Source organism: Bradyrhizobium sp. Leo78 (assembly GCF_059512425.1).
In genome coordinates this window covers 1-954 of sequence record NZ_JCAMOT010000158.1, presented here as the reverse complement: position 1 = coordinate 954, position 954 = coordinate 1, and the positions used below count along the sequence as shown (strand labels likewise).

Below are 954 nucleotides of genomic sequence, written 5' to 3'. Positions count from 1 at the left end.
AGGAGCCGTGGCGGGGTGCGCGCCCGGGTCGTATGTCAGGCTGTCGGTTAGAGACACTGGTTCGGGAATGCCTCCCGGGGTGGTGGACCGGGTGTTTGAGCCCTTCTTCACAACGAAGGAGGTCGGCAAGGGCACCGGGCTTGGCCTTAGCATGGTCTACGGCTTTGTCCGTCAGTCCGGGGGGCACATTGCCATCGAGAGCGCATTGGGAAAGGGGACCACTGTCGCGCTCTATTTGCCCAAAGCCACGCAAACGCCTGACGTCGAAACGGAAGACGTCCAATCCCAAGCGTTTCCGACCGGTTCGGAGCGGGTCCTGGTTGTCGAGGACAACGACGATCTTCTGGATCTCACGTCGGCGATGCTGGCCAGGTCGGGCTATCAGGTTCGTTGCGCCCGGAATGGCACGGAAGCGCTTCGGATGCTCCAGAGCGAGGAATTTGATCTGGTGTTAAGTGACATCGTGATGCCAAACGGGATCAACGGCATAGAGGTTGCTCGCGAAGCGAGGCGATTGAACAAGCGCATCAAGGTCCTGCTTGCCTCGGGCTACGCGGGAGACGTGTTGAAACGACATCAAGCGGCGGGCGAATTTCCGATTATCGACAAACCGTTCCGCATGTCGGATTTGGCGGCGCGCTTGCGGTCAATCCTGCACGAACATTAGGATAGGTTGCTGACGTTGCTTCCTTGCGGCGCGTGGCGCCATTGGCGAGGCTTATCGGGTAGGTCACGGTTCAACACCTACAAACAGCTGGGGCAGCCGACGAGACTTGGTCCGCTGCGGGTCAAAATGCGAAGAACTCAGAGTAAGCAAATCTCGTCCGCTCCGCCCCAGTAAGCGGACCGCAACAGGAGATGTCGCCACTTCGCTGATGGGCCAAAGGACTAAACCGCTCGCGCGGTAGGGAACGACGGCTGGCAGCGGAGCCCAGACGATAGCGTAACAGGGCG

General features: G+C 60.0%; 1 protein-coding gene. It reads left to right on the top strand.

Translation table 11 applies throughout. The features are described from left to right. Positions 1-667 (top strand): response regulator (locus AC5ZG1_RS44025; RefSeq protein WP_496136522.1); only part of this gene is annotated, 667 nt, incomplete at its 5' end. Positions 668-954 lie beyond the last annotated feature (287 nt).